The following is a 20,544-nucleotide window of genomic DNA, read 5'->3' as shown; positions in this document are numbered from 1 at the left end:
TGCGGGATTCCTTTAGACGCTGCGGGCAAAGGTGATATTGAGCACGTTACCCCACTTGTCTAAAGTGGTCTTCATCTGCTGTTTAAAGTCGCCCAAGCTCATGATCTGGGAGATGGAAGCCATGTTGGTGAACAGATCATAGATGCCCAGGGCATCCTCGTAGGCCGCCTTGAGCTTGGCCAGGCTCTCCTGCAGTTCGGCGTTGATCTCCTTGAGCCTGGCATTTTCCTCTTCCAGCTCTTGCAGGCGGGCCTCTTGTTCGGCCTTTGTACTGAGGCTGCCCGCAAGCCCCGCCAGGGCCCTTAGGATGGACTCGGGATCGGGGTTTTCCAGGCGCTCCTCCAGGGAGGAGATCCTTTTGTTCAGCTGCTGCATGAACTCGGGCAGGCCTTGAAAGGCTTCCACCAGCTTGGGGTCTACTGTAAAGTCGGCGGCCTTGGGCGGGGTTTTCGGCTTGGGGGAAGGTTCTTTACGCTCTTTGCGCAGGACGTTGTAATAAAGCATGCCGATGGCGGCTTCCGAGCGGTGGGGCAGCAGCTTTGCGCAGCGCCGGAAGGCCTCGGTTAGGGGCAAATTCTCCTCCTTGGCCTTCAGGGTTTCCGCCCAGACCAGATCCTTTTCCTCCTCGGTCCACAGACGTACCGCCCCCCGGGTGGCCAGCGCCCCCTGCTTCTCCTCGGCGGTCATGGTCAGTCCTCCTTTACCTTTGGTTTATCTATTATTATGACCCTCAAGGAGATGCTTATACTTAACCCCCTTGGTACCAGGGGTTGTATGAACCTTGTAAAAACGCGAAAAATACCGTTAGTAAAAGAGGAATCTACGCCTCGAAGTCGAATAAAATGCGTTAAACAAAAAAGGTCCCCCCAGGGACCTGCATTTGTAAAGAGCGACAAGGGGCAGGCGTAGATGACGCTCAGTGAACTCGCCTGCTTCTTGTCCTCACTGTTTAAGTGGGGGAGTAAAGGCCGTGGGATCCACGATGATGGTCTTGGCCCGCTCGTAGTGGACAAAGCCCGGTTTGGCCCCTTTGGGTTTGCGCACATACTTGCGCAGGGTGTAGTTCACTTCAGCCTTGGGGGAGGTCCGCTGCGCGGAAAAATAGGCGGCGAGCTGGGCTGCCAAAAGCAGGGTGCCTTCCGGGATCTCCCCTTCCCCGAGGATGGCCACGTGGCTGCCGGGGGTGCCCCGGGCATGGAGCCAGAGGTGGTTGGGGCCGGTTAAGCGGAAGGTGAGCTCGTCGTTTTGCCTGTTGTTGCGGCCCACCAATATGGTGAGGCCCTCCGGGGAGAGGTAGCGGTCGGGCCCCGGTGAACCCGCGGAGCGATTTCTGCTCCTTCCTGAAGTCTGGGGTAGATAGCCTGCCCTGGCCAGTTCCCCGGCGATCTCCCTGAGCAGGGCCGGCGTATCCGCCAGCTCGATCTGGAGCAGGATCGTTTCCAGATACTCCCTTTCCGCCCGGATGGCGGCCAGCTGCTCCGTGCTGTGCACTCCGCTGGCCTTGGCCTTGTGGTAGCGCTTGAAGATGCGCTGGATGTTGGCGCTGGGGGAAAGGCGGGGATCCAGTTCGATGGTGATCAGGCGGCCATCTTGGGTGTAATCGGGTACTTCCAAAGCCTTGGCCCCCGGGCGGATGAGGTGGAAATAGGCGGTGAGGAGCTCCCCTTGATGGCGGAGCAAATCCGCCCGCTCCGCCTCCTGCAGGGCCAGCTGGTGGATGGCTTCTTTATTATCCAGGCGCTTGATCTGCCGGGCCAGGCGCCGCCGCAGGGCGCCCTTGGCCTCGCTGAGGGAGGAGAGCCGCTGCCTGCGGGAAAGCACCTCGGCAACTAAACGGTCCGCGGAGGGGAAGGGCACGCCCCTTTCCCCGCTGAGGGTGTAGGCGGCAAAATCATCGAGCTCGGGATAGAAGCGGGGGCTGCCGCCGGAGGCGATCTCCCTGAGGAGATCGGCAAAAGCCTTCCGCACCTTCCGCCACTGGGCTTCCTCCAATTCCGCCCGGAGGGCGGTGGGGCTCAGGCCCGCCCGGCGGAGCACCTCCTGGGCCGCGGCCTTGCTGAAGCCCTGGAAGGTGGCGGCAAGCCACTTGGCGATGGGGGTCTGCACCGGTAGGAGGCGGATTTCATCTATAAACTCCTGGGGAGCAAGGGCTGCCGGATCCAGTTTACCTTGATCCGAGGGGGGCTGGTAAGCCTGCCCAGGCATCACGTTCCTTTCCGGAGAGCGCTTTAGGGCGTCGATGATGGTGCCCTCCGCATCCACCAGGTAGAGGTTGCTCTGCCTGCTCATGATCTCCAGGATCAAACTGCGCTCGGTGGGCCTTCCCGCCTCATCCAGGGCTTCAAAGCGCAGCTGCACGATGCGGTCCCAGCCCCGCTGTTCAATGGCCATAAGACGGCTGGTCTCCAGGTACTTGCGGAGCAGCATGCAGAAGCTGGGGGGCTGGGCCGGGTTTTCCAGCTGCTCCTCCAAGGTGTGCAGGCGGGGATAGACTGGATCCGCGGAAAGGTAGAGGGTCTCGGTCCGGCCCGGCTGCCTAAGCTGCAGGGTGAGGGCGGCAGCCTCCGGCTGGTAAATTTTAAGCACGCGGGAATTGACAAGCCGCGGCCGCAGCTCATCTATTAAAACCTTGATTGTCAGGCCGTCCAAGGGCATAGAACCACCTCGCCAGCCTATTATACCACCTGGCGGTTGCGCCCACAACTCAGCAGGTGATTTGCTGTGCATGGAGAAGTAAGGAGCGGGTAAGGAGTTGTTGAACATGAGAAAGCGCACATTTTTGGTCTTAACGGTACTGGCCCTGGCCTCCGGCGTGGTTTTGGCCCAGGTGGCCCCAGCCGCCGACTTTTTGCAAAACGGCTTCCAGTTTCTCTTTTACCACGCGGTAAGGCTGGAGGAAACCCTGCTGCGCCGGGATGTGAACCTTTTGGCCTTGGCCAGTGACGAGTTCACCAAGGCGGTCCAGGATCCCTCCCAGAGGGGAGAAGCCCTGCTCATGCTGGGCCTGATCTACAGCTCGCTGCAGCGCCCCGGCACCGCCCTAGGTTATTACCTCGACTTCGCCTACGACCAGCCGGAGGATCCCTGGGTGCACGCCCTCATCGGCGAGCTCTACGCGGAAATGGGCCTGCTGGACCAGGCTGAGGAGAGCTTCCGCCTGGCTATCCAGGCCAGCCCGGAAGGGGAAACCTGGGCCCGGGCCCACTACGGGCTGGGCAGTGTGGCCCTGGAGCGGGGCGAGTATCCCGCGGCCAAGGCCGAGTTTGAGCTGGCCGTGGCCGCCGCGGACAGCTTTGTGGATGCCCGCTTAGGTCTAGGCAGGGCCCTGTATTACTTAGGTGAATACGAAGGGGCCATTGAAACCCTGGAGCTGGCCCAGCTTTTGGCTCCCCGCTCCATCAGCATTTTGGAACAGCTGGCCTTGGCTTACGAAGCCGCAGGGCGCGCCGAGCAAGCGGCCCACGTCTCTTCCCGCCTGGAAGAGCTGCGTAGGGGCAACTGAAGAGAGTAAGGGGCGTACTATTTTCCCCCTTCCCGGAATAAGAATGCGCGAGATTATTCTGGGAAAGAAGTGAGGCTTGTGGCTGAAAGCTGGCATGCCATTTCCACCGCGCAGCTGCTGAGGGATCTCAACGTCAATCCTCAAACGGGGCTCTCCTCCCAGGAAGCCAAGGCGCGCCTGGGACGCTGGGGCCCCAATGAACTTGTGACCAAACCGCCAACTGCCCCCTGGCGGCTTTTTCTTCATCAGTTCCAGGACTTCATGGTACTGGTGCTTTTGGGCACGGTGGTCATCTCCGTGCTTTTGGGGGAGTATTTGGATGCCGCGGCCATCTTTGCCATCCTCTTCCTCAACGCGGTTTTAGGCTTTGTCCAGGAGTACCGGGCGGAACGGTCCCTGGAGATGCTGGGCAGGCTGGCCGCGGAGCAGTGCCGGGTGATCCGGGATGGGAAGAAATCTCTCCTGGATGCATCTGAGCTCGTTCCGGGGGATATCATCCTCTTAGAACCGGGGGATCGGGTGCCCGCGGATGCCCGCCTTTTGGAGTGCCAGCTCTTAAGCGTTGATGAGTCCAACTTGACCGGGGAATCGGTCCCGGTGGCCAAGGACGAAAGATTTGTCGGCACGGCCCAAACTCCCCTGGGGGACCGGCGCAATGCGGTTTACAAGAGCACGCTGGTGGCCCGGGGCTTCGGCCGGGCGGTGGTGGCCGCGACCGGGATGCAGACGGAGATCGGGAAGATCGCCCACCTGCTCCAGGAAAAGGGCCGGCCCCAAACCCCGCTGCAGAGGCGCCTGCAGCAGCTGGGGAAAATCCTGGTTTTGGCCTGTACCGCCCTTGTGGCCCTGGTTTTTGCCGCGGGGGTGCGGCAGGGTCTGCCCGCCTACAAGATGTTCATGGTGGCCGTCACCCTGGCGGTGGCCGCCATCCCCGAGGGCCTGCCCGCGGTGGTGACCATCGCCCTTTCCGTGGGGGTGCAGCGCATGAGCAGGCAAAACGCAATCATCCGCCAGCTGCCGGCGGTGGAAACCCTGGGCTGCGCCACGGTGATCTGCTCGGACAAAACCGGCACCCTCACCCTCAACCAGATGGAGGTGCAGAAAATCTGGACCGCCCGGGGCTTTCGGGGGGTGGAGGGTCGGGCCAAGCTGAAAGCGGATCCCCTGAGCCAGGATGAGCTCTGGTATGCCGCGGTGGTGGGGGCCCTCTGCACCAAGGCGGAGGTCTACGAAGGGGGAACTGTCTTTGGCGATCCCACCGAAGTGGCCCTGGTGCGCTTTGCGGAAAGGGTGGGCCTCAGCCAGCGGCAGCTGCGCCGCACCTTCCAGGAAGTGGGGGGCATCCCCTTCAGCTCCGAGCGCAAGCGCATGGCGGTGGTGGTCAGGAAGGGCAGCGATTACCTCTCCTTAGTCAAGGGCGCCCCCGATGTGGTGCTCCCCAGGTGCACCCACCTCCTCAGCGGCACCCAGCTGGTGCGCCTCACCCCTGAAAGGCGCCGGGAGATCATGGGGGTGCTGGACGGGATGACCGCGGAAGCTCTGCGGGTTCTGGCCGCGGCCTTCCGCCCCCTGGGCCCAAGGCTCCTCCCGGAGGAGCAGTGGGAGCAGGGCCTGATCTTTGCCGGCCTTGTGGGCATGCTGGATCCCCCCAGACCCGAGGTGGCCGCGGCGGTGCAGGCGGCCCGCCTTGGCGGGGTGCGCACCATCATGGTCACCGGGGATCACAAGAAGACCGCCGCGGCCATCGCTGAGCGGATCGGCCTTTTCACCTCAGAGGCGGATCAAGTGCTCACCGGTGCCCAGTGGGAGGCCTTAACGCCCCTGGAGCAGCGGGAGGAGATCAAGCGCACCGCGGTCTTTGCCCGGGTGGCCCCCACCCACAAGCTTTCCATCGTCCGGGCCCTGCAGGCCAACGGGGAAATTGTGGCCATGACCGGCGATGGGGTGAACGATGCCCCCGCGGTGCAGGAGGCGGATATTGGGGTGGCCATGGGCCGGCAGGGCACCGATGTGACCCGGGAGGCCGCGGACATGGTGCTTTTGGACGACAACTTCGGCACCATCATCAAGGCGGTGCGAGAGGGGCGGGGGATCTACGACAACATCCGCAAGTTCATCCGCTATCTTTTAGGCTGCAACGTGGGGGAGGTTCTGACCATGCTGGCCGCCACCCTCCTGGGGCTGCCCCTGCCTCTGATCCCCCTGCAGATCCTCTGGATGAACCTGGTGACCGATGGCCTGCCGGCCATCGCCTTGGGACTAGATCCGGTGGAGAGGGATATTATGCTCCAAAGGCCCCGGCGGCCGGACGAAGGGGTGTTCGCCCGGGGGCTGCTCCGGCGCATCCTCTTTGCGGGAACCACCATCAGCTTTGCCGCCCTGGCCTTGTTCCTCTTCAGCCTGTGGTATTACCCGGGCCAGCTGGAGCGCAGCCGCACCCTGGCCTTCAGCGCCCTGGTCTTTGCCCAGCTGATCTACGCCTTCCAGTGCCGCTACGAGCGCCACTCCATTTTTGAGCTGGGCATCTGGGGGAATGCCTACCTCATCTTGGCGGTGCTCCTTTCCGGAGGGGCCCAGGTGTTTCTGATCCATGCGCCCTTTCTCTCCAGGATCTTCGGCACCGTACCCTTAAGCGGCGATGACTGGCTTTTGGTGGGCATTTTCGCCTGTTTCCCCCTCTTTGCCGAAACGGTGGTGCTGACCATCAAGCGTGCAGTTAAAAGGCGCTTTTCCTTTGCGAAAGTTTAGCTAGCAGGCAGGATTATTTTACCAGAGCAAGAATAAAGGCTATAATACAGCAGGGTTTGGAGGAACCCCAGTGATCAAGAGCATGACCGGCTTCGGTCAAGGCGAAGCCACAAGCGAACGCTATGCGGTCCGGGTCGAGCTGCGATCCGTGAATCACCGCTATCTGGACCTCTTTTTGCGCGTGCCCAAGCAGTACAGCCAGCTGGAGGAGGTGCTGCGCCGGGCCATCGGCGAGCGGATCGCCCGGGGCAGGGTGGAAGCCGCGGTTACAGTGGAGGAATTTGCGCAAAAAGAGAGAAATGTACAGTTAAACGCCCCGCTGCTCCTGGGCTATCTGCGGGCGCTTGGGGCTATCCAGGAGGTTCTGGGCAGCGACGAGGAAGTGACCTTGAGCCAGGTTTTGACTCTCCCCGGCATCCTAGAGGTGGAAGAGCCCGAATGCGACTGGGAAGAGCTCCAAGGGGTGCTCCTGGAGGCGGCCGGGCAGGCTTTAACTGATCTAGAGCAGATGCGGGCCGCGGAGGGTGCCCGCCTGTGCCGCGACCTGGAGGAGAAGATCACCCGCATCGCCGAGCTGCAGCGCCAGGTGGCGGAGATCGCGCCCCAGGTTGTGGTGGATTACAGGGAGCGCCTCCGGGAGCGCCTGCGGGAACTTCTGCAGGGGACAACCCTCACCGAGGAACGCTTTTTGGCCGAAGTGGCCCTCTTTGCTGACCGATGCAGCATCGATGAGGAACTGGTGCGTTTGGCCAGCCACACTCAGCAGCTAAAAGACCTCTTGCACTCAACCGAGCCGGTCGGGCGCAAGCTGGACTTTTTGATACAGGAGATGAACCGTGAGGTGAACACCATCGGCGCCAAGGGTTCCAGTGCGCACATTGCCGGCCTGGTGGTGGAGTTAAAAAGTGAGTTGGAGAAGGTGCGCGAACAAGTCCAGAACATCGAGTGACCTGGCTCCAACTTGCCCAGGTTCTGAACATGCTGAATCCGTCAAGCAAAGGAGGTGAGCAAGAATGTCGCTGCCGGTTTTGACCCCGGAAGAGAAGCTCAACGCGCTGAAAAAGGCTCAGGAGATGCGCAGCAAACGGGCTGAACTGAGGAACAAGCTGAAGAAGGGCACCATCACGCTCCGGGAGGTTTTGGAAAAAACGGATGACGAGGTGGTGGCCAGGATGAGGGTCACCTATCTGCTGCAGTCCTTGCCGCAGGTGGGCAAGGTCACTTCTGAGAAGTTGATGCGGGAGATCGGCATCAAAGAGAACCGCCGCGTCCAGGGTTTGGGCAAACGGCAAAAGGAACAGCTGCTCAAGAGGTTAGGTTAGGGATAAGGAGCTTAGAACATGGGCATCCAACTGATCAACATCGGTTTTGGCAATATCGTCGCAGCTAATCGAATCGTGGCCATAGTCAGTCCCGAGTCGGCTCCTATTAAGCGCCTGGTGCAGGAGGCCCGGGATCGCGGGATGCTCATTGACGCGACCTACGGCCGGCGCACCAGAGCAGTCATTATCGCAGATAGCGATCACATCATTTTGTCAGCAGTGCAACCCGAGACCGTGGCACATCGTCTCACAAGTAAAGACAACCTGGAAGCTAATGAGAAATAGGGAGTTGCTGCTGGATTGAAGGGAACACAGAAGGACTTGCGGAATGGTGGGCTAAAAACAAAAGGCTTTCTCATAGTGTTATCCGGCCCCAGCGGTGCCGGTAAAAACTCTGTGATGAATGCCGTTTTTCCCACCATTCCCAACTTAAAGTACTCCGTGAGCGTGACCACCCGGCCGCCTCGGGTGGGGGAAGTGCACGCGGTGAATTATTTCTTCGTGAGTGAAGAAGAATTTGACAAAATGCTCGCAGCTGATCTATTATTAGAATCGGCAACGTTTGTGGGCTACCGCTACGGGACACCGAAGAAATACGTGTACGAGCAGATTGAGGCGGGTAATGCAGTCATCATGGATATTGATATTCAAGGTGCGGCCCAGATCAAGCGGAAGATGCCCGAGGCGGTGCTGGTTTTCCTGCTGCCGCCCACCCCGGAGGAACTGAGCCGGCGCTTGCGCTTGCGCGGTTCCGATTCGGAGGAAGTGATCAAGCGCCGTTTGGCCAAATCACGGGAAGAAGTGAAGCATATCGTCGACTACGACTATTTCATCATCAACGATGATTTAAATAAAGCTGCGGAGCAGCTCCGGCAGATCATACTCAGCGAATGGTGCAGAGTGAGCCGCATTGATCTAGACTATCTGCAGCAGATCTGGAAAGGGGGGTCGGATCTTGAAGCCACAGAAAGCTAACCGCTATGAGGCTATTATGGTCGTCTCCCAGAGAGCCAGGCAGTTGATTGATGGATCGGAACCGGTCCTGGAAGCCAAGGCCTGCAAACCGGTGACCATCGCCATCGAGGAACTGGAAGCAGGCAAGATCAAATGGGAGTATCAGAAATAACGGCACTTGTGCGAGCCTGTGGTGGATGCCACGGGCTTTTTTTCGAGGTGAAGCATGTGGAAAAACTCTACGCTGGCGTGATCGTGGATGTGCGGGCCGAGGCGGTGAACCGCATCTTCCAATACGCTATCCCCGAGCGCTATCGGGCAACCATCGAAATCGGCCACCGGGTTTTGGTCCCCTTCGGCCGCCGCAAGCTGGAGGGCTATGTGGTGGAGCTCACCGATGAGCTGGAGGTGGAAAAGGAAAGGCTCAGGAGCATCCTCAAGCCTTTGGATCCGGAGCCCGCCATTTTGCCTTCCCTGGTGGAGCTGGCCCGCTGGATGGGGGAAACCTATGCCGGGCTCTTCTCCGAAGCCCTGCAGTACATGCTGCCCCCGGCCCGGCGCTACGGCCGGGAGAGGGTGGGGGTGAAAACCGCCCAGCTGGTCACCTTGCTGGAGCCCGAGCCCCAGCTGCGCAAAAACGCCTGGGTCCAAAGGCGGGTCGTGGAGGTCCTCCAGGCCCGGGGAGGCAGGCTCTTGGCCCCGGAACTTCTGGCCCTGGCGGAGACCAGCACTTCTACGTTGCGGGCCCTGGCGGAGAGGGGCATCATCGCCCTGGAAGATGTGCGGGTGGAGCGGAAGGTGGAAGTGGAGCCGCTTCCCGATCCGCAGCTGGTACTTACCGCAAGACAGCACGAGGCGGTGGCCACGATCCTAGCCGAACTGGAGGGAGAGCGCCGGCCGGTGCTGCTCCACGGGGTGACCGGCAGCGGCAAGACGGAAGTGTACCTCCAGGTGATCGCGGAAGTCTTGCGGCGGGGCCGGCAGGCCATCGTCCTGGTTCCAGAAATCGCCCTGACCCCCCAGATGCTGGGCCGCTTTGCAGCCCGCTTTCCCGACCGGGTGACGGTGCTGCACAGCGCGCTTTCCCTGGGGGAGCGTTTTGACCAGTGGTGCAAGATCAGGGAGGGGCGGGTGGATGTGGTGATTGGGGCCCGCTCCGCGGTGTTCGCGCCCCTGCCCCGGCTGGGGCTGATTATCCTAGATGAAGAGCATGAGCGCACCTACAAGCAGGAAGAGGGCTCCATCCGCTACCAGACCCGGGAGGTGGCCATCAAGCGCTGCCAGCTCACCGGCGGCCAGGTGGTTCTGGGCAGTGCCACCCCCGCGGTGGAAAGCTACCACAGGGCCCTCCAGGGCCAGTACATCCTGGCTGAACTGCCGGAACGGGTGGAAAGCCGGCCCCTGCCCAAGATCGAGGTTGTGGACATGCGGGAGGAGTTTGCCCAGGGCAACCGCAGCATGTTCAGCCGGCGTCTCCGGGAAGAACTGGAGGACCTGGTGGGAACGGAGCGCCAGGCCATCATCCTTCTAAACAGGAGGGGCTTTGCCAACTTCGTGCTCTGCCGGGAGTGCGGAGAGGTTTTGGACTGCCCCAACTGCCAGGTGTCCCTCACTTACCATAAGGGCGTGAACCGCCTGAAGTGCCACTACTGCCTGCACCAGGAGGTTCTGCCCCAGAAGTGCCCCCGCTGCGCTTCCCGCTACCTCCGCCAGTTCGGGGTGGGCACCGAGCAGCTGGAGGAGACCTTGGCTCAAGAGTTCCCTGAATTGAAAACCCTGCGCCTGGATGCGGACACCACCCGGCGCAAGGGCGCCCACAGCGCCATTTTGCGCCAATTCGCCCAGGGACAGGCCCAGGTGCTCATCGGTACCCAGATGGTGGCCAAGGGCCTGGACTTTCCCCAGGTTACCCTGGTGGGGGTTTTGGCCGCGGATTTGAGCCTGCGCTTTCCCGATATCCGCTCCTCGGAGCGTACTTTCCAGCTCTTAACCCAGGTGGCTGGGCGGAGCGGCCGGGGCGAGCTGCCGGGCTTGGTGATCGTCCAGGCCTACGAGCCAGGCCATTTTGCCATCGAGGCGGCCCGCAGCCATGATTATTTGGGCTTTTACCGCAAGGAAATCGGCTTTCGCCGGGCCCTTGGCTACCCTCCCTTCCGCCAGCTCACCCGCATCCTCTGCAGCGGCCCCCAAACGGAGGCGGAGGAGGCCTGCCGGCGCATCGCCGCCCACCTCTTAGCCCGGGGCATTCCCCAAGTGGATCTGGTGGGGCCCTTCCCCGCGCCCATCGGGCGTATCCAGGGGCGCTACCGCTGGCAGGTTTTGGTCAAGAGCGATGGGCCCCTCCAGGGCCTCGGGGAGCTTCCCTCCGCGGGCGGGGACGTGCAGGTGACGGTGGATCTTGATCCCCTGTACATGCTTTAGTATGTTATAATAGATGTAGAGAAATCGAGGTGGCACCCATGGCTGTACTGCCCATTGTGAAGATAGGCGATCCCATCTTGGAAACCAGGGCCCAAGAAGTGCCCAGGATCACCAAGAAGATCACCAAACTCGTTGAGGATATGATCGAAACCATGTATGAAGCCAACGGCGCCGGGTTGGCCGCGCCGCAGGTGGGCGTAAATAAGCGCATCATTGTCGTGGATCTGGGAGAAGGCCCGGTCTGCTTGATCAACCCCGTGGTCCAGAGCGCCCAGGGGGAAGAGATCGATGTGGAGGGCTGCCTGAGCATCCCCGAGCGCTGGGTCTATGTGAAACGGGCCGCGGAGATCGAGGTGACGGGCCTGAACGAAAAGGGTAAGCCCGTGCGGGTTAAGGCGGAAGGCTTTTTAGCCCGGGCCCTGCAGCATGAGATCGATCATCTAGACGGCATCCTGATCCTCGACCGCAGCCTGGGGGAGGCGGAGCTGGAACCGGCCGAAAACCCCGAGGAGGGGAGCTAAATGCGCATCCTCTTCATGGGCACGCCGGAGTTTGCCGTACCGAGCCTCAAAGCCCTGGCCGCGGAGCATGAGCTTGTGGGCGTGGTCACCCAACCGGACCGCCGGGCGGGCCGGGGGCAGAGGCTGGTCCAATCCCCCGTGAAAGTGGTGGCCCTGGAGCTGGGCCTGCCCATCTTCCAACCGGAAAGGATCAGTGATCCCCAGGTCATGGAGGATTTGGAGGGGCTGGGGGCTGAGCTCTTTGTGGTGGTGGCCTTCGGCCAGAAGATCCCCGATCGCCTGCTGGCCGCGCCCAAGTACGGCTGCATCAACGTGCACAGTTCCCTGCTGCCCAAATACCGGGGTGCCGCGCCCATCAACACCGCCATCAAAAATGGTGATACGGTCACAGGCGTAACCACCATGTACCTGGGCTCCGGCTGGGATGATGGGGATATCATCCTCCAGGCGGAAGAGCCCATCTATCCCCGGGATACCGCGGGGGCGCTCCACGACCGCTTGATGGTCAAGGGGGCAGGGCTCCTTCTGGAAACGGTGCGCCAGATCGCCCAGGGCACCGCACCCCGGATTCCCCAGGATCACAGCCAGGCCAGCTATGCCTTTAAGCTGAAAAAGGAAGATGCCAAAGTAGAGTTCCACCGGACCGCTTGGGAACTGGACCGCTTGATTAGGGCCATGAACCCCTGGCCCGTGGCCTGGGCTGAGATCAAAGGAGAGACGGTGCGCATCTGGGAAGCCTGGCCAGGCAGCGGGGCGGGCTCCCCCGGCGAGATTCTCAGCTTCAGCGAGGAGGGCCTTTTAGTGGCCTGCGGAGCGGGTTCCCTCTATCTGCAAAAACTCCAGAGGCCCGGGGGAAAGATTCTTTCCGGCCTCGACTTTGCCAATGGTTTGCGTCTGCGTGTTGGGGAGATATTAAGCAGGTAAGGAGGAGATGGCATGTTTTATGATCCCACTTTTATCTTGGTCCTTCCGGCCTTGTTACTTGCCTTGTATGCCCAGGTGAAGGTCAAAAGTACCTTCGCCCGCTACCTGCAGGAACGTTCCTACGTGGGGCTCACGGGAGCCCAAGTGGCCAGGCAGATCCTCAATGCCAACGGGCTGCACAATGTGAGTGTGGAAAGGGTGGGGGGAGAGCTCACGGATCACTACGATCCCCGTTCGGAAACGGTGCGCCTTTCGCCCCAGGTCTACGACGGCACCAGTGTGGCTGCGGTGGGTGTGGCCGCGCACGAAGTGGGCCATGCGGTGCAGCATGCTCGGGGCTATGTGCCCCTGGGGCTGAGGACCAGCCTGTTTCCGGTGGCGGCGGTGGGCTCCCAGATGGCCTTTCCCCTGTTCATGTTGGGCTTTCTGTTCAGCATGGATGTTCTGATGCTGGTGGGGATCTGGTTTTTCATCGCGGCCCTGGCCTTCCAGCTGATCACCCTGCCCGTGGAGTTTAACGCTTCCCGCAGGGCGCTGGCGGCCCTCCAGTCCGGAGGCTACTTAACCCAGGCGGAAGTGCCCAAGGCCAAGGCGGTGCTCAGTGCCGCTGCCCTCACCTACGTGGCCGCGGTGGCGGTGGCCGCCTCCCAGCTGATCAGATTGCTGTTCCTGCGGGGCCAGCGGAGAAGGTAATGGGGCGCAGCACCGATCCCCGCTACCTGGCGGTTGACACCTTAAACAAGCTGGAGTCCTCCGGGGAGTTCCTGAAGGATCTTTTAGACGCACAGCTGCAGAAAAGCTCCCTGAGCCGGCTGGATCAGGGCCTTTTCACCGAACTGGTCATGGGTACGGTGCGCATGAAGCGCAGCCTCGATTATGTGCTGGCCCAGTTCAGCAAAAGGCCCCTGGCTAAGATTCACCCGGCCCTGCTCAATGTGCTGCGCATCGGCGTTTACCAGCTCTTATACCTGGATAGGATCCCTCCTTCCGCGGCGGTGAACGAAGCGGTGAAGCTAGCGCGCGCCTTCGGCCATGAAGGCACCGCCAAGTTCGCCAACGGCGTGCTCCGGCAGGTGCTGCGGGGGAGGGATTCCCTTGTCTATCCCTCCCTGGAAGAACACCCTGCGGAACATCTGGGGCTCAAGTACTCCTATCCCGACTGGATCGTGGAGCACTGGCTGGATAGGTGGGGAGTGGAGGAGACTGCGGCCCTCTGCCGGGCCCTCAACGAGCCGCCTCAGCTGCAGATCCGGGTGAATACCCTAAAAGCGAGCCCCGCTGAGGTGCGGGCCCATCTGGAAGATAGGGGAGCCAGTGTCGAGCCCGGACGTTATCTGCCGGAGATTTTCACAGTGGAGCCCGCCCACTTAGCTGTGGCGGATCCCTGGCTGGACCAGGGGATGTTCTACATTCAAGATGAGAGCAGCGCCCTGGCCGCCCATGCCCTGCAGGTGGAGCCAGGCCAGACCGTCTACGATCTGTGCAGCGCCCCCGGGGGCAAAACCACGCACCTGGCCCAGCTCATGCAGGATCAGGGGCGGATCCTCGCCTTCGATGTGAGCCCCCGGCGCCTGGCCTTGGTGGAAGAAAACGCCAGGCGCTTAGGCATCTCCAGCATCGCCACCGCGGTGGGCGATGCCACCCAGGATCTGCAGCTGCCCCCAGCTCCCCGGGTTTTGGTGGATGCCCCCTGTTCCGGGCTGGGCACCATGGGGCACCGCCCGGATATCCGCTGGCGGAAAAGGGCCGAGGAAATCAAAGATCTGGTGGAAATCCAGAAAGGCATCCTGCACCAAGCCGCCGGCTACGTGGATGGGCAGGGCCTGCTTTTGTACACCACCTGCACCTTGACGTCTTGGGAAAATGAAGAGGTGGCCCACTGGTTTTTGGCCGAGCACCCGGAGTTTCGGGGCGAGCCCTTTCCAGAGGGATTTCCCGGCTGCGGCCCGGAGCCCTGGCTGAAGACGCTTCTGCCCCACCGGCATGGCGGTGACGGGTTCTTTTTGGCGCTATTTCGAAAAGTTAAATTTTAGGCACAACTTGAAAAGCAGCAGGACTTTGGGAATTCATGTCAAACAGGACTCCTGGGGGAATACTCTCTTGGAGGTTCTGTATGCGGATTCTGATTGCAGACAACAACGTGGAGCTCTGTCAGGTCCTGCAGCAGTTCTTCGCCCTACACGATGACCTAGAGGTGGTAGGCGCGGCCCATGACGGGGAGCAAGCCCTTAGGGAGATTCAAAGATTAGAGCCGGATTTGGTTCTTTTGGACATCACCATGCCGTACCTGGATGGAATTGGGGTTTTGGAAGCCCTGAAGGCCATGTCTCTGAGGAAAAAACCAAAGGTGTTTGTGATCACGGCTTTTGGCAGCGACCACCTGCTGAGCAGGCTGCTCGCCCTGGGCGCCGATTACTTTTTGGTGAAGCCCTTCCGTTTGGAGATCCTCCTGGAGCGGCTGCGGCAGTTTTCCAGCGCTCCAGGGAAGATGATCGTGGGCCAGGAGGCCGCGGCCGAGGATGGGCCCCTTTCCATGGACCAAAAGGTGGTCCAGATCCTGCACAAGATGGGCGTGCCGCCCCATTTCAAGGGGTTTGCCTACCTCAGGGATGCGGTCCTCATGTACCTGGAGGAAGGCTACTACGCGGGCGGCCTCACCAAAGAGATGTACCCAGCCCTGGCGGAGAAGTACAACACCACCATGAGCGGGGTAGAGGCGGGAATCCGCAATGCCCTGGCGGCTGCCTGGAAGAATGGGAATGCGGAGTTCATCAAAGAGCTCTGCGAGCCCTACTGCGATGACCGCATGCCCACCAACTCGCTGATCATCGCCAGAATCGTGGAAGGGAGCTTGAGCCTCTAAGTTCAGCTTGGCTGAGAAGCATCTTCCTTGCGGGGGGGTCCTTTTTGGCCCCAAATGCGTTGACAAAATCCCCAAGCAGGGTTTATACTTAAGTTGCGGGGCGTGGCTCAGCTTGGTAGAGCGTCGCGTTCGGGACGCGAAGGTCGCACGTTCAAATCGTGTCGCCCCGACCATCTTGCTTTCAAACCAGGTTTCGATCTGGTTTTTTTTGTCTGTGCAGGATTTCCCCCGCGGGGATGGCCAGCTTTTCCTGGGCAAAGGCGAAGAATTTGCGCAGGGTCTTTTCCAGCCGGGCGCGGTAAGCCGGCGAGCTGTGGGCAGAGATGTAGCTTTCGATCTGTTCCGGCGTGGTACTGGCCAAAAGAAAGCGCAGAAAGCGGGAGGCATCCCCTAAATAGTATTCCTCGGATCGGATACCCTGATCCCAGAGGTATTCCACATACGCGGTTAGAAAATGAACCGTAGGCCGCTTGGCCATGATCTCACCCCCTGAAGTGGAGGTTATTACTGTGCATACTGCCCAAGAGCATCTTGCCGGGCTGTTCCCGGAGGAAATCGCCGGCCGGCTGGAAGCGGAGGTGCCGCCCTACCGGGCCCGCCAGATCTTCAGCTGGCTGCACCGGCAGGCCGCGGCCAGCTTTCAGGAGATGACCAGCCTCCCCCGGGCGCTAATTGAGGAGCTGGAAAAGCGCTTCCAGAGCCCCTGGCCCCTGGAGCTGGTCACCAGCCGCCTTTCCGCCGATGGCACAGAGAAGTACCTCTTTGCCCTGGAAGATGGCTCCACCATTGAAACGGTCCTCCTGCCGGAGAAAAGGCGCCAGACCGTGTGCCTTTCCACCCAGGTGGGCTGCGCGATGAACTGCTCCTTCTGCGCCACGGGGCAGGCGGGCTTCAGGCGGGATCTCACCGCCGGCGAGATCGCCGCCCAGGTGCTTTTTGTGCAAAACCGGCTGAAGGCCCAGGGGAAAACGGTCACCAACGTCGTGTACATGGGTATGGGGGAGCCTTTAGCCAACTACCAGGCGGTTTTACGCAGCGCCCGGCTGCTCAACCACCCGGAGGGCCTAAACCTTGGCGCTAGGCGGCTCACCATCTCCACCTGCGGCCTGGTTCCCCAGATCCGGGCCCTGGCGGAAGAAGAGCTCCAGGTCAATCTGGCCGTTTCCCTCCATGCCGCGGATGACCGGCGCCGGGGGGAGATCATGCCCATCAACAAGGTCTATCCCCTGGAGGAGCTTTTGGCGGCCTGTGATTACTACACTGCCCGCACCAACCGCCGCATCTCCTATGAGTATGCCCTGATCAGCGGGATAAATGATTCCCCGCAGGCGGCCCAGAAACTTAGCGATCTCCTGCAGGGCCGCCTCTGCCATGTGAATCTGATTCCAGTCAATCCCGGAAGCGGCGCGGCCCGTCCCTCCAGTGCCCGCATCGCCGCCTTCGCGCAGATGCTGGAGCGCGCCGGGATCCCCGTTTCCCTCCGCAAAGAACGGGGCAGCGATATTGAAGCGGCCTGCGGCCAGCTGCGCCAGCGCACCCTGGAGGGGCAGGGGTAATGGCCGGGATTCGCCTGTGGCTGGCAAGAATTATCCAAGTATTAACAGGAAAATCACCTGGGCAGGCCGAAGATAAGCAGGAAACGCCTGTGGATCTGGCGCCCACCAAGCGCTATGAGGTGCTGGCGGTGCGCAAAAAAGGGGACACCTCCCGGGCCTGCCTGCGCCTGGACTCCCAGGTTATCCCGCTTCAGCCGGGGTTTTTGGTGGGCCGGGGGGCCAGCTGCCACCTGCGCTTGAGCGATCCCAAGGTGAGCAGGGTGCATGCCAGCTTTCAGCCGATGGGGGCCAGCTGGCTGGTGCAGGACAATGCCAGCAGAAACGGCACTTTCCTCAACGGCAGGCGCATCAAGCGGGCGCTTTTGCACCACGGCGACACCATTCGCTTGGGGCAGACTGTTTTAACCTTTGAGGAGCGATGAGCATGGCCGTAGTCCACTGGGTGGTCAGGGCGGTCTTGGCGGTTTGGCTGTTCAGGATGGTCTGGAACTTGCTCAAGGCAATGCTGGAAGAGTTAAAATAGGAGTGTTGGGCATGGATGTGAAAACGGCAACAGATGTGGGGCGACTGCGGGAGAATAACGAGGATGCCCTCTGGGTAGGGGAGCACTGCCTCGTTGTCTGCGACGGCATGGGGGGGCATGTTGCCGGCGAGGTGGCCTCGGCCTTGGCGGTGGAAGCCATCAAGTCATTCCCCTTTGGTGCCGGCCGGCCCCAAGAGGAAGTCCTGGCGGCCATTGAGCGAGCCCAGGCCCGCATCCTGGAGGAGGCGGGGCGCAACAGGAAGTACCGGGGCATGGGCAGCACCATCACCCTGGCCTGGATCTCCGGTCCCGGCCCGGACGGACTGCGGGAGCTGGTGGTGGGCCATGTGGGGGACAGCCGCTGCTACCTTTATGCCAACGGCGTGCTGGAGCAGCTCACCAGCGACCATTCGGTGGTGGGTGAGCTCCTGCGGGCGGGGACCATTACCCCCGGGGAAGCCCGCATCCACCCCAAGCGGCACATCCTCACGCAGGTTCTGGGGTCGGAAGCAATCGAACCGGAACTGATCACCAGGCAGCTTGAGCCGGGTTCACTGGTCATGCTCTGCACAGATGGCTTAACCGATGTGGTGGATGATGCGCTGCTCCAGGAGAAGCTGCAGCAGAACTTCCAGGGCAGAAACCTAGCCCAGGAACTGGTGGATTTAGCTAACGAACTGGGGGGCCCCGACAACATCACCGTGATCGTGGCCCAGGTCTAAGGAGGCGGGGGGAAAATCCGTGGCACTCCTCTACCGCACGTGGTTTGGGTTTAGCGGCTGGCTGGCGGCTGTGGTCCTCTGGCTGGTGCTTTTCCAGGGCCAGGTGCTCTGGTGGCAGCCTGCGGCCCTGTGGGCTTTGTTCGCGCTCCTCTGGCTTATCACCAGGAAGCTCGGCGCCCACCCTGGAGCGTTACCCTTCACTGCGGCATTGGTCTTTCTCGGCTGGATCTTCCTCACCCGGCTGGATCCGCACCTGGCCCAAGGGCATTTCCAGGGCGTACTCTTGGGAAGCGGTTTTTACCTTCTGGGCCTGCTGGTGCCAGTTTGTCAGCTGCCCCTAAGGCGCCTCTGGGCCTGGGCAGCCTTGAGCCTGCTGGCCATCACCCTCATCTGGGGGGAGACCGCGGGCGGTGCCCGGGCTTGGCTGACTGTGGCTGGAGTGCGCTTTCAGCCGGTGGAGCTGGCCAAGATCTTTTTCATCCTGTACTTGGGCAAACACCTTGCTCCCGGCACTTCCCTCTGGGAACTGGCCTTTTTCCTGGCGAGCTTCTGCCTGCTTTTGGCCTGGCAGCGGGATCTGGGCCCTGCTGCATTGGTCTTTCTGGTGTTCATCTGGCTTTCCCTGCGGCAGGCCTTTTCCTGGTACAAGCTGGCGGGCTTTCTGGCGGCGCTGGGCGCCGGGTTTGCTGCAGGGGCCTATCTCTTTCCCCATGTGCAGACCAGGGTGTTGGCCTGGCTCAGGCCCTGGGATTACCTGGGCAGCAAGGGCTATCAGGTGCTGCAGGGTTTGTTCGCCTTAAACTCCGGGGGGTTGGTGGGGCAGGGGCTCGGTGAAGGCCTGGTCCAGGTGATCCCCCACGGACATACCGATTACATCTTGGCCATCATCGGCGAAGAATTGGGTTTTTTGGGCACAGCCGCCCTGCTCCTCTGCTACCTGGGGCTAGCCTTTTGGGCGGCGCGGATCCTCCAGGATCTGACCGGCGGGGAGCAGCTGACGGGTTTGGGCTTGACTTTGCTCCTCCACCTGCAGGTGTTTTTGGTGGCGGGAGGAATCCTGCGCTTTCTGCCCTTTACCGGCTTGACGCTGCCCTTTGTCAGTTACGGCACAACTTCCCTGGTCGCGCAATTTGGGATGCTGGGCCTCGTGGCCGGGCTGAGCAGGGGAGGGGAAGGGTGATGCGCCGCTCCTTCCTGGTTTTGGCGCTCCTTTACTGCCTGCTCTTGGGAGGTGCCTTTTACTGGCAGCTCTGCGCGGATCTGGGGGAGCACCCGGCCAATCCCCGCTACTACCTGGTCTTCCAGCAGGACCGGGGGCCCATCTTCGACCGCCAGGGGAAGGCGCTGGCCTATTCCGAGGCCCTGGAAAGCGGCTACAGGCGTAGCTATGCATCGCCATCCCTTTCCCATGTGGTGGGCTATTTCCACGAGCGCTACGGGATGACCGGGCTGGAGAGGCTCTACCATGGGGAGCTGAGCGCCGGCCGCAGCCTGTTTACCACCCTGGATCTGGAGCTGCAGAAGGCGGCAGAAGAGCTCCTGGGAAAAGCCGCGGGGGCAGTTGTGGCCCTGCACCCCGCCACGGGCCAAATCCTGGCCTTGGTTTCCGCCCCTTATGTGGACGGCGGGGCCCTGGATGAGCATTGGCCAGATTATCGGGCCGATGTGCGAAGTCCTTTTTTGAACCGGGCCACCCACGGCCTCTATCCCCCTGGATCCGTGGTGAAACCTCTGGTCTACGGCGCGGCCCTGGCCGAAAGCCAGGCAGAGCCGGATCAGCGGTGGCCGGACGGGGGCGCCTGGCAGCTGCCCGGCGGCACGATCCGCAACTACGGGGGCAGGGCCCACGGGGAGATCACTTTGGATCAGGCTTTGGCCCAATCTTCCAATGTGGTTTTCGCCCAGCTCGCGGTGGAGCTGGGGGATAAGCTCCTGGAGTACTACCGCCTTTGGGGTTTGGGCCAGGAAGTCCAGTTTGAACTGGCCAATTTAGCTGGCCTTGTGCCCGAGGGCACTTCTTCCCAGTATCACACCGCTCAGCTGGGGATCGGGCAGGGGGAGCTTCTCGTTACGCCCCTGCAGATGGCCCAGGTGGCCTGCGCCCTGGCCAACGGAGGGGTTCTGCTCCGGCCCTATCTGGTTCATGAAGTCCGGGGCGGCCTGCGTATGCGGCAGATCACCCGCCCCCAGGTGTTGGGGCAGGCTTTGCCGCCGGCCTTAGCTGAGAAGATCAAAGGGGCCATGGTCCTGGCCGCCCAGGAAGGTACCGCCAGGACCGAGCTTAGCGGAGAGTTTGCCTATGGCGGCAAGACGGGGACAGCCCAAATGGGCTCGGGCCCCGATCATGCCTGGTTTATCGGTTTTGCCCCGCCCGAGGCACCCCAGGTGGCGGTGGCCGTGGTGATCGAACACGGAGGCACCGGCGCCCAGGCGGCGGCCCCCCTGGGGGTTGAGCTGATGCGCAGGGCTGTGCAGCGGAGTGAGTAAG

At 61.7% G+C, this 20,544-nt stretch carries 21 protein-coding genes and 1 tRNA gene; 19 read left to right on the top strand and 3 right to left on the bottom strand.

What is annotated here, in order from left to right; all coding sequences use genetic code 11:
* Positions 1-12: 12 nt before the first annotated feature.
* A complete protein-coding gene (locus ACE4YL_RS10820; RefSeq protein ID WP_461358201.1) occupies positions 13-687 on the bottom strand; it encodes a hypothetical protein in 675 nt (224 codons plus the stop codon).
* Positions 688-942: 255 nt separating this feature from the next.
* Positions 943-2,649: an Rqc2 family fibronectin-binding protein gene (locus ACE4YL_RS10815; protein WP_461369631.1), complete on the bottom strand. Its 1,707-nt coding sequence runs from the start codon at positions 2,647-2,649 to the stop codon at positions 943-945.
* Positions 2,650-2,761: 112 nt separating this feature from the next.
* Here ACE4YL_RS10815 and ACE4YL_RS10810 point away from each other — a divergent pair, with 112 nt between their 5' ends.
* The 14 genes from ACE4YL_RS10810 to ACE4YL_RS10745 all read left to right on the top strand — a co-directional run bounded on the left by ACE4YL_RS10810 (position 2,762) and on the right by ACE4YL_RS10745 (position 15,428).
* Positions 2,762-3,502 carry a tetratricopeptide repeat protein gene (locus ACE4YL_RS10810; RefSeq protein ID WP_461358203.1) on the top strand — a complete coding sequence of 247 codons (741 nt, stop codon included), beginning with the start codon at positions 2,762-2,764 and terminating at the stop codon, positions 3,500-3,502.
* A 78-nt stretch (positions 3,503-3,580) separates the two neighbouring features.
* Positions 3,581-6,250: a calcium-translocating P-type ATPase, SERCA-type gene (locus ACE4YL_RS10805; RefSeq protein WP_461360401.1), complete on the top strand. Its 2,670-nt coding sequence runs from the start codon at positions 3,581-3,583 to the stop codon at positions 6,248-6,250.
* Between the two features lie 70 nt (positions 6,251-6,320).
* The gene (locus ACE4YL_RS10800) at positions 6,321-7,199 is read left to right on the top strand and encodes a YicC/YloC family endoribonuclease (RefSeq protein WP_461359455.1); all 879 of its coding nucleotides are present in this window, start codon (positions 6,321-6,323) and stop codon (positions 7,197-7,199) included.
* A gap of 64 nt (positions 7,200-7,263) precedes the next feature.
* Positions 7,264-7,572, top strand: coding sequence for an integration host factor, actinobacterial type (gene mihF / locus ACE4YL_RS10795; protein ID WP_461360400.1), 309 nt, complete (start codon positions 7,264-7,266; stop codon positions 7,570-7,572).
* 18 nt (positions 7,573-7,590) lie between these two features.
* Positions 7,591-7,857 (top strand): extracellular matrix/biofilm regulator RemA, encoded by a 267-nt coding sequence (remA, locus tag ACE4YL_RS10790; protein WP_461359457.1) that lies wholly within the window; start codon positions 7,591-7,593, stop codon positions 7,855-7,857.
* A gap of 75 nt (positions 7,858-7,932) precedes the next feature.
* On the top strand, positions 7,933-8,547 hold the full coding sequence (gene gmk / locus ACE4YL_RS10785) for a guanylate kinase (RefSeq protein WP_461359458.1): 615 nt from the start codon (positions 7,933-7,935) through the stop codon (positions 8,545-8,547).
* On the top strand, positions 8,528-8,698 hold the full coding sequence (gene rpoZ, locus ACE4YL_RS10780) for a DNA-directed RNA polymerase subunit omega (RefSeq protein ID WP_461359459.1): 171 nt from the start codon (positions 8,528-8,530) through the stop codon (positions 8,696-8,698). The genes gmk and rpoZ overlap by 20 nt, the downstream gene beginning before the upstream one ends.
* 56 nt (positions 8,699-8,754) lie before the next feature.
* On the top strand, positions 8,755-10,947 hold the full coding sequence (gene priA / locus ACE4YL_RS10775; RefSeq protein ID WP_461359460.1) for a primosomal protein N': 2,193 nt from the start codon (positions 8,755-8,757) through the stop codon (positions 10,945-10,947).
* Positions 10,948-10,985: 38 nt separating this feature from the next.
* A complete protein-coding gene (def, locus tag ACE4YL_RS10770; protein WP_461359461.1) occupies positions 10,986-11,468 on the top strand; it encodes a peptide deformylase in 483 nt (160 codons plus the stop codon).
* Positions 11,469-12,392 carry a methionyl-tRNA formyltransferase gene (gene fmt / locus ACE4YL_RS10765; protein WP_461359462.1) on the top strand — a complete coding sequence of 308 codons (924 nt, stop codon included), beginning with the start codon at positions 11,469-11,471 and terminating at the stop codon, positions 12,390-12,392.
* Between the two features lie 12 nt (positions 12,393-12,404).
* A complete protein-coding gene (locus tag ACE4YL_RS10760) occupies positions 12,405-13,085 on the top strand; it encodes a zinc metallopeptidase (protein ID WP_461359463.1) in 681 nt (226 codons plus the stop codon).
* On the top strand, positions 13,085-14,425 hold the full coding sequence (rsmB, locus tag ACE4YL_RS10755) for a 16S rRNA (cytosine(967)-C(5))-methyltransferase RsmB (RefSeq protein ID WP_461359464.1): 1,341 nt from the start codon (positions 13,085-13,087) through the stop codon (positions 14,423-14,425). The genes ACE4YL_RS10760 and rsmB overlap by 1 nt, the downstream gene beginning before the upstream one ends.
* An 80-nt stretch (positions 14,426-14,505) precedes the next feature.
* On the top strand, positions 14,506-15,255 hold the full coding sequence (gene spo0A / locus ACE4YL_RS10750) for a sporulation transcription factor Spo0A (protein ID WP_461360397.1): 750 nt from the start codon (positions 14,506-14,508) through the stop codon (positions 15,253-15,255).
* 96 nt (positions 15,256-15,351) lie between these two features.
* Positions 15,352-15,428 (top strand) — tRNA-Pro (locus tag ACE4YL_RS10745).
* A gap of 8 nt (positions 15,429-15,436) precedes the next feature.
* On the opposite strand, the gene ACE4YL_RS10740 is transcribed toward ACE4YL_RS10745, so the two are convergent.
* A complete protein-coding gene (locus tag ACE4YL_RS10740) occupies positions 15,437-15,733 on the bottom strand; it encodes a hypothetical protein (protein ID WP_461359466.1) in 297 nt (98 codons plus the stop codon).
* A gap of 31 nt (positions 15,734-15,764) precedes the next feature.
* Between ACE4YL_RS10740 and rlmN the strand changes: the two genes are divergently transcribed.
* The 5 genes from rlmN (at position 15,765) to ACE4YL_RS10715 (ending at position 20,543) form a co-directional block, all read left to right on the top strand.
* Positions 15,765-16,811, top strand: coding sequence for a dual-specificity RNA methyltransferase RlmN (gene rlmN, locus ACE4YL_RS10735; protein ID WP_461359467.1), 1,047 nt, complete (start codon positions 15,765-15,767; stop codon positions 16,809-16,811).
* Positions 16,811-17,233 (top strand): FHA domain-containing protein, encoded by a 423-nt coding sequence (locus ACE4YL_RS10730; RefSeq protein WP_461359468.1) that lies wholly within the window; start codon positions 16,811-16,813, stop codon positions 17,231-17,233. Before rlmN ends, ACE4YL_RS10730 begins: the two co-directional genes overlap by 1 nt.
* A 112-nt stretch (positions 17,234-17,345) precedes the next feature.
* A complete protein-coding gene (locus ACE4YL_RS10725; protein WP_461359469.1) occupies positions 17,346-18,056 on the top strand; it encodes a protein phosphatase 2C domain-containing protein in 711 nt (236 codons plus the stop codon).
* Between the two features lie 19 nt (positions 18,057-18,075).
* Positions 18,076-19,236: an FtsW/RodA/SpoVE family cell cycle protein gene (locus tag ACE4YL_RS10720; protein WP_461359470.1), complete on the top strand. Its 1,161-nt coding sequence runs from the start codon at positions 18,076-18,078 to the stop codon at positions 19,234-19,236.
* On the top strand, positions 19,236-20,543 hold the full coding sequence (locus ACE4YL_RS10715; RefSeq protein ID WP_461359471.1) for a peptidoglycan D,D-transpeptidase FtsI family protein: 1,308 nt from the start codon (positions 19,236-19,238) through the stop codon (positions 20,541-20,543). Before ACE4YL_RS10720 ends, ACE4YL_RS10715 begins: the two co-directional genes overlap by 1 nt.
* Position 20,544: the final 1 nt, after the last annotated feature.

Origin of the sequence: Candidatus Darwinibacter acetoxidans, assembly GCF_041936445.1 — a bacterium.
Taxonomy (GTDB): Bacteria; Bacillota; Limnochordia; order Darwinibacteriales; family Darwinibacteriaceae; genus DTU010.
Note: the sequence above shows the minus strand (reverse complement) of the source record. Positions and strands in the feature narration are given on the sequence as shown.